This is a genomic window from Phenylobacterium sp. (assembly GCF_036963605.1).
Lineage (GTDB): Bacteria > Pseudomonadota > Alphaproteobacteria > Caulobacterales > Caulobacteraceae > Phenylobacterium.
Map to the genome: position 1 here is coordinate 1 of NZ_JBALUY010000115.1, position 7,631 is coordinate 7,631.

7 protein-coding genes are annotated in these 7,631 nt (G+C 69.0%); 6 read left to right on the forward strand and 1 reads right to left on the reverse strand.

Annotated features, from left to right (window positions below; all coding sequences use genetic code 11):
* The 4 genes from sdhA to V7702_RS16015 form a co-directional block, all read left to right on the forward strand.
* A partial coding sequence (sdhA, locus tag V7702_RS16000; RefSeq protein WP_335651076.1) for a succinate dehydrogenase flavoprotein subunit occupies positions 1-1,633 on the forward strand: 1,633 nt, incomplete at its 5' end.
* Between the two features lie 97 nt (positions 1,634-1,730).
* A complete protein-coding gene (locus V7702_RS16005; protein ID WP_335651077.1) occupies positions 1,731-2,513 on the forward strand; it encodes a succinate dehydrogenase iron-sulfur subunit in 783 nt (260 codons plus the stop codon).
* Between the two features lie 62 nt (positions 2,514-2,575).
* Positions 2,576-3,805 carry an NAD(P)/FAD-dependent oxidoreductase gene (locus tag V7702_RS16010; RefSeq protein ID WP_335651078.1) on the forward strand — a complete coding sequence of 410 codons (1,230 nt, stop codon included), beginning with the start codon at positions 2,576-2,578 and terminating at the stop codon, positions 3,803-3,805.
* Between the two features lie 20 nt (positions 3,806-3,825).
* Entirely contained in the window at positions 3,826-4,146 is a 321-nt protein-coding gene (locus V7702_RS16015) for a 2Fe-2S iron-sulfur cluster-binding protein (protein ID WP_335651079.1), read from the forward strand.
* An 83-nt stretch (positions 4,147-4,229) separates the two neighbouring features.
* Here V7702_RS16015 and V7702_RS16020 read toward each other — a convergent pair whose 3' ends face one another.
* Entirely contained in the window at positions 4,230-6,551 is a 2,322-nt protein-coding gene (locus V7702_RS16020) for a sensor histidine kinase (protein ID WP_335651080.1), read from the reverse strand.
* Between the two features lie 104 nt (positions 6,552-6,655).
* On the opposite strand from V7702_RS16020, the gene V7702_RS16025 reads away from it, so the two are divergent.
* Positions 6,656-7,264 (forward strand): hypothetical protein, encoded by a 609-nt coding sequence (locus tag V7702_RS16025; protein WP_335651081.1) that lies wholly within the window; start codon positions 6,656-6,658, stop codon positions 7,262-7,264.
* The coding region (locus V7702_RS16030) for a metallopeptidase family protein (protein WP_335651082.1) at positions 7,261-7,631 on the forward strand (371 nt) is incomplete at its 3' end. The genes V7702_RS16025 and V7702_RS16030, both read left to right, overlap by 4 nt.

Here is a 7,631-nt window from a genome sequence, read left to right on the forward strand (position 1 = left end):
CCAGGGCGGCATCTCGGCGAGCCTGGGCAATATGAGCCAGGATGACTGGCGCTGGCACATGTACGACACCGTCAAGGGGTCGGACTGGCTGGGCGACCAGGACGCCATCGAATATCTCTGCCGCAACGCGCCGGCCGCCGTCTATGAGCTCGAGCACTGGGGCGTGCCCTTCTCGCGCACCGAGGACGGCAAGATCTATCAGCGCGCCTTCGGCGGCATGACCAGCAACTATGGCGAGGCGCCGATCCAGCGCACCTGCGCGGCCGCCGACCGCACCGGTCACGCCATGCTGCACACCATGTATGGCCAGTCGCTGGCCAACAACACCGAGTTCTTCATCGAGTATTTCGCCCTCGACCTGATCATGGAAGACGGCGTCTGCCGGGGCGTCACCGCCTGGAAGCTCGACGACGGCACCCTGCACCGGTTCCAGGCCCAGATGGTCATCCTGGCCACCGGCGGCTATGGCCGGGCCTATTTCTCCTGCACCAGCGCCCACACCTGCACCGGCGACGGCAACGCCATGGTCCTGCGGGCCGGCCTGCCCCTGCAGGACATGGAGTTCGTGCAGTTCCACCCCACCGGCATCTATGGCGCCGGCTGCCTGATCACCGAGGGCGCCCGGGGCGAGGGCGGCTATCTGACCAATTCCGAGGGCGAGCGCTTCATGGAGCGCTATGCGCCGTCCGTGAAGGACCTGGCGCCGCGGGACATGGTCAGCCGGGCCATGACCATCGAGATCCGAGAAGGCCGCGGGGTGGGTCCCAACAAGGACCACATCTTCCTGCACCTGGACCACCTGGACCCCAAGGTGCTGCACCAGCGCCTGCCGGGCATTTCCGAAAGCGCCCGGGTCTTCTCCGGCGTGGACGTGACCAAGGCGCCGATCCCGGTCCTGCCGACCGTGCACTACAATATGGGCGGCATCCCCACGAACTTCTATTCCGAGGTGGTCACCCGCGACGGCGACAACCCCGACAGCGTCATCCCCGGCCTGATGGCCGTGGGCGAGGCGGCCTGCGTCTCGGTGCACGGCGCCAACCGCCTGGGCTCCAACTCGCTGATCGACCTGGTGGTGTTCGGCCGCTCGGCCGCCCTGCGCGCCGCCGACATCCTGACGCCTGGCGCCAAGCAGCCGGAGCTGAAGCCCAGCCATACCGAGGCGCACCTGGCCCGCTTCGACCGCCTGCGCAACGCCAAGGGCGGCACGCCGACGGCCCAGCTTCGCCTGGACATGCAGAAGGCCATGCAGGAGGACGCCGCGGTGTTCCGCACGGGCGAGAGCTTGGCCTCGGGCGTGGCGCGCCTGGACAAGATCCACGGCCAGCGCGGCGACATCCAGGTCACCGACCGCGGCATGATCTGGAACACCGACCTCGTCGAGACCCTGGAGTTCGACAATCTGATCGGCCAGGCCGCCGTCACCGTGAACGGGGCGCTGAACCGCACCGAGAGCCGCGGCGCCCACGCCCGGGAGGACTATCCCGACCGTGACGACGAAACCTGGATGAAGCACACGCTCACCTGGTTCGACGACGCCACGGGCAAGGTGAAGCTGGACGACCGCCCGGTCCACTCCTTCACCCTCAGCAACGACATCGCCTACATCCCGCCGAAGGCGCGGGTCTACTAGGGGCGGATCCGTGGCCCCCTTCGTCCCTCATTCCCGGCTTCGGACCGAACGCGCCGCGCGCGCGGGGTCCGGGGTCTTCGCCTAAGGAAAGCCTCCGATGGTCGAACTCGCCCTGCCCAAGAACTCCCGCGTCCAGAAGGGCCGCCATCACCCGGCCCCGGCCGGCGCCAAGAAGGTCAAGACCTTCAAGGTCTATCGCTACGATCCCGAGGGGACCGAGAACCCGCGGTGGGACACCTATGACGTGGACACCGACGCCTGCGGCCCCATGGTCCTGGACGCCCTGATCCACATCAAGAACACCATGGACCCGACCCTGGCCTTCCGGCGCTCGTGCCGGGAAGGGGTCTGCGGCTCCTGCGCCATGAATATCGGCGGGCGCAACACGCTGGCCTGCACCCATGGCTGGGAAGAGGTTCCCGGCCAGACCTGCACCATCAGCCCGCTGCCGCACATGCCGGTGGTCAAGGACCTGGTGCCGGACATGACCATGTTCTACGCCCAGTACGCCTCCATCGAGCCCTGGCTGCACACCAAGACGCCCGAGCCGCAAGGGGAATGGCTGCAGACCCCGGAGGACCGCGAGAAGCTCGACGGCCTCTATGAGTGCATCCTGTGCGCCTGCTGCACGACCTCGTGCCCCAGCTACTGGTGGAACGGCGACAAGTATCTGGGTCCGGCTGCCCTGCTGCACGCCTATCGCTGGCTGATCGACAGCCGCGACGAGGCCACCGGCGAGCGGCTTGACGATCTGGAAGACCCGTTCAAGCTCTATCGCTGCCACACGATCATGAACTGCGCCCAGGTCTGTCCTAAGGGTCTGAACCCGGCCAAGGCCATCGCCGAGGTCAAGAAGATGCTGGTCGATCGGGTCGTCTAAAGCTGGGGCCTGTGCGTTTCCCAAGTTGACGCAGGCGTCATTTTTCTGCATCGGGGAGCGGCATGAGTGATTTAGGCGCACACGTGGTGATCCTGGGGGCGGGGCACGCCGGCGGCACGGCCGCTGCGCTGCTGCGCCAGTATGGGCATTCGGGACCGATCACCCTGGTCGGCGACGAGCCGCTGGCTCCCTATCAGCGGCCGCCGCTCTCCAAGGCCTGGCTGAAGGGCGAGGCCGACGCCGACTCCCTGGCCTTGAAGCCCCTGGAATTCTACGCCGAGCACCAGATCGACTTCCGGCCCAACACCCGGGCGGTGAAGCTCGCCCGGGCCGACAAGGTCGTCACCCTGGCCGACGGCCAGACCCTGACCTACGATGTCCTGATCCTGGCCACCGGCGCCCGGGCCATCAAGCTGCCCGTGCCCGGCGCTGATCTGGCTGGCCTGCTGGAGCTGCGCACCGCCGCTGACGCCGAGGCCCTGAAGGCCGCCGTCGGTCCGGGCAAGCGCCTGGCCGTGGTGGGCGGGGGATATATCGGCCTGGAGGTCGCCGCCTCCGGCCGGGCGCTCGGCGCCGAGGTGGTGGTCATCGAGCGCGAGCAGCGCCTGCTGGCCCGGGTCGCCTGCGAATCCCTGTCGGACTTCTTCCAAGGCGTTCATCAGGCTCACGGCGTCGCCTTCGAGATGGGCGCCAGCGTCACCGGCTTCGTCGGCGAGGATGGCCATGTGACCGGCGTCACCCTGGCCGACGGCCGGACGATCGCCTGCGACGCCGCCGTGATCGGGGTGGGCGCCACCCCTAATGACGAACTGGCCGCCGACTGCGGCCTCGACACCGCCCGCGGCGTGGTGGTCGACCTGGAGGCGCGGACCTCTGATCCCTCAATCTTCGCCATCGGCGACGTGGCCCGCCGGCCGATGCCGATCTATGACCGCATGTTCCGGATGGAGAGCGTGCCCAACGCCCTGGAGCAGGCCAAGCAGGCCGCCAGCGCCATCACCGGACGCGCCGCCCCGGCCGGCGAGGTGCCCTGGCAGTGGTCGGACCAGTACGACCTGAAGCTCCAGATCGCCGGCTACGCCTTCGACGCCGACGAGATCCTGCTGCGCGGCGATCCGGCCAGCGGCAAGTTCGCGGTCTTCCACCTCAAGGGAGACCAGATCCAGTCCGTGGAGGCGATCAACTCGCCCCCGGAATTCATGATGGGCAAGCAGCTGATCGGGAACCGCAAGCCGGTGTCGAAGGCGAAGCTTGTCGATCTCAGCGTTTCAATGAAAGAGGTCGTCGCCTGAAGGCGGCGCGAAAGGGAGCCATGGCCAAGATCACCTATATCGAGCACGACGGGACCGAGCACGTCGTGGACGTGAAGACCGGGCTCACGGTGATGGAAGGCGCGGTGAAGAACAACATCCCGGGCATCGACGCCGACTGCGGCGGCGCCTGCGCCTGCGCCACCTGCCACGTCTATGTGGACGAGGCCTGGAAGGATAAGACCGGCGACTCCTCGGCCATGGAGGAGTCCATGCTGGACTTCGCCGAGAACGTCGAACCCAACAGCCGCCTGTCCTGCCAGATCAAGGTCACCGACGAACTCGAGGGCCTGGTCGTCCGCATGCCCGAGAGCCAGCACTAGATCGACATCGTAGGGGGCGGCCGCGTTTCGCGCCGCCCCTTCGTCTTTCCGGGCCGGCCAAGCCGCCTGATTCCCTGAAGTCCCTAGAATTCCAGCTCGCGGTGCGAGGCCGATTCCGCCTGCGCCAGTTCCGGCAGATGGCAGGTGAAGGTCGCGCCATTGCCCGGCTCGCTCTCCAGGGCCACCCAGCCCCCGTGCAGCTCGGTGAGCGCCTTGACCAGGGCCAGGCCCAGGCCCGGCCCCCCGCGCTCGCGGCCCACAAAGCGGTCGAAGATGTGGGCCTGGACGTGGAAGGGGATGCCGCGCCCGGTGTCGCTGACCTGCAGCTTGACCTCGCCGAGGGCGCGGCGGGCCGAGATGGTGATCCTGCCCTCGGGCGGGGTCTGGCGGATGGCGTTCTCGATCAGGTGGTCGAGGATCTGATCCAATCGGTGGGAATCGGCCCGGATCACCCCGATCTCGTCGGCATGCTCCACCTGCAGGACGATGCGGCCCTCCACCAGGCTGCGGGACCAGCGGGCGCTGGCCTGGGCCAGCATCTCGCCCACATGGACATCTTCCAGATCCAGGGCCATTTCATCGGCGTCGATCTGGGCCATGTCCAGCACGTCGTCGATGGAGCGCGCCAGCTGGGTGGCGGCCATGCGGACGGCCGCTGCGTGGCCGCGGCCCCGCTCCGACAGGTTCTCGCCTGAGCGTTCCAGCAGCTCCGAATAGCCGATGATGGTGGTGAGCGGGGTGCGCAGTTCGTAGGAGACATTGCCCACGAAGTCCCGCTTCAGCCGCTCGGCGTCGGCGAGCGCGGCCGACCGGTCAGCCAGCGCGCTCTCCAGCTTGCGGGCGTCGGTGACATCGGTGAAGGCGATCAGGGTGGCGCCGTCGGGCAGAGGGCGGGACTGATAGGCGACGATGCGGGAGTCCGAGGTCTTCACCTCCCCGGAGATCGGCGCCCGGGCGCTGGGGTCGGGGTCGGCCACCCGGCCTTTGAGCTCGCGCCAGAAGTTCAGGTCGTGCAGGCGCGGCACGCAGAGCTCGACCACGCCTTCGAAGTCGCCGGCCAGGTCCAGCTGGGTGGGGGTGACGTTCCAGAACCGCTCGAAGGCTTCATTGTGCAGCCGCAGCCGCCCATCGGAGCCGAACACGGCCACGGCGTCGTTCAGCTTGTCCAAGGTGGCCTGCTGCACCTGGATCAGGGCGTTGTACTGGGCCTTGAGCTTCAGCTCGTCGGTGATGTCGGAGAACAGCAACAGAACCCCGCCCATGGGGTGGGGCTGGCGCACGACCCGCAGGGTGCGGCCGTCAGGCAGGCTCCACAGGTCGTCCGGGCTGGAGCCCAGGGCCTCGTAGCGGTCCAGCTCAGCGGCCCGCCATTTGACGTAGTCCGCGGTCTCCGGCAGCCGGCGGCGCTGGCGCAGGCGGTCGAGCAACTCGCCATGACCGGGACGCTCCCCCAGCCAGGCCGGCTCCAGGCCCCACAGCTCGGCGAAGGCCGTGTTGTGGAAGATCATCTTCTTGTTGGCGCCGAAGATGGCGACGGCGTCGGCGATGTGATTGAGCGTCTCGTCGTGGGCGGCCACGTGGCGCTTGAGCGCCTCGCGCATCTCCTCGGCCTCGGTGGCGTCCTCGGCCCAGACCCCGACCCCGCCGCCTTCCAGCGGCCGGGCGGTGATGTGGAAGGCGCGGCGTCGTCCGCCGAGCGTCAGCCAGCGGGTGGTCTCGCGAACCTGTGCCAGGTTGGCCGCCTCGCTGGCGATCTCGTCGGCGGCCTTGTCCAGGGTCAGGCCCTTGGCGGCGGCCTCGTCCAGGCTCGCGGCGTCCACCGCGGCCAGCCAGGCGGCGTTGACCCAGACCGGCGCGCCGTCGGCCGAGGCGATCCAGGCGGGGCCGGGGCGGGCGTCCAAGAGGGCTGCGAACCGCGGCGCGGTGGGCAGGCCGGCGTCCTCGCCGATCACCGCCGAAAGCCGCAGCCAGGCCAGGGCCCCGGCCGCCCGACCTTCCACCGAGACGACGCCAGCGGGCCCGCGCACCTCGAAGGCGCAGGTTTCGCCGCGCTCGAACAGGGCGCGCAGGCGACGCGCGTGATCGGGGTCGGCCCGCATCAGGGCGTTGACCAGCCCCTGGGCGTCGGCGTCCTTGAGCGACAGGGCCGCTGCGCAGACGCAGAGGCTTTCCTCGCCCGAGGCCAGCAGGGCTCGGCCGTCCTCGACAGCGAGCAGGGCGGAGTCGAAGGCCTCGGCCGAGGACTGGGCGACTTCGGCGCGCATTTCCAGTTCGGCGACTCGGGCTCTGAGGGCGAGCAGGCGCACCTGTCCCTGACGCTGCTGGGCCAGGGCCCAGAGCGTGGCGCAGATGGCCAAGCAGACCGCACCGGCGGCCGCCGCCAGGATTAGTTCATGCGCGTTCATCACCACTCCATCAGCGCCGTCCGCGCCGATGCGAATCACCCATTTTCCAACATAGGACCCAAAACGGTTCACCGCACCCGCGGCACGTTTCCTCAGGCCGCCGTTTGAGCGACAATGGCCTGATGAGCGCCATTCTCTATCCCGTCGCCCGCGACGCCGAGGCCGCGCTCGCCGCCCCGGTGGGACGCGCGGCCCGCGCCCGAGAGGCCCAGGCCCTGGCCGGCGGCGAGGCGGTGGAGTTCCTCACCCGCGCGGTCGGCCCCGAATTCGCCACCCGCGAGGCCGCCCTGGATGTCTATGCCGGGCGCATCGAGGATGATCGTCCAGGCCACTTGCGCAGCCTGCCGCCCGAGGATCGCTATTGCCGGCTGTCCGAACTGGCGGCCCAGGTGGGCGGCCGACGGCGCGTGCTCGCCCAGGCGCAGCCGACCTTGCGCGATGGCCGCCGCTGGCCGACCCCGCCGGACCAGCCGGTGGCCACAGTCTGGCGGCTGCAGATCTCGTTCTGGCGGATCGGGGCTGCGGCGGAAATCCCGCTGGACGGTCCCCAGGCCCGGCGGGTCCGCCGCGGCGGCGGTGAGGCCGATCGTGAAACCCTGAACGCCCTCACCCGCCAGCCCCTGCGGCCCTTCCGTCCCCAGCAGCCCCTGGACATCGGTCTGTTCGAAATTCGAACGCCGGAAGACCCCCACATCGTGATCGCCGACGAATGACACCATCAGCATCGGGGCTGGCCCCCAGCCTGGACGACATGGCCGCCCTGGCGCAGGCCGCGTTTGCGCGCCTGCCTGAAGCCTTCCGCAGCATGACCGGCCATGTTCTGTTCCGGGTCGATGATTTCCCCGACGAGCAGACGCTGGCGGCCCTGGAGATTGAGGATCCCTTCGACCTGACCGGCCTCTATCACGGGGTCGACCTGGCCCATCGCTCGGTGCTCGATCCCGAGACGCATCCGTCCATGGTCTTCCTCTATCGCCGGCCGATCCTGGATGAGTGGGCGGCCCGTGGCGATGTGACCCTGGAGGAGTTGGTCGGCCATGTGCTGATCCATGAGATCGGCCACCATTTCGGCCTGTCCGA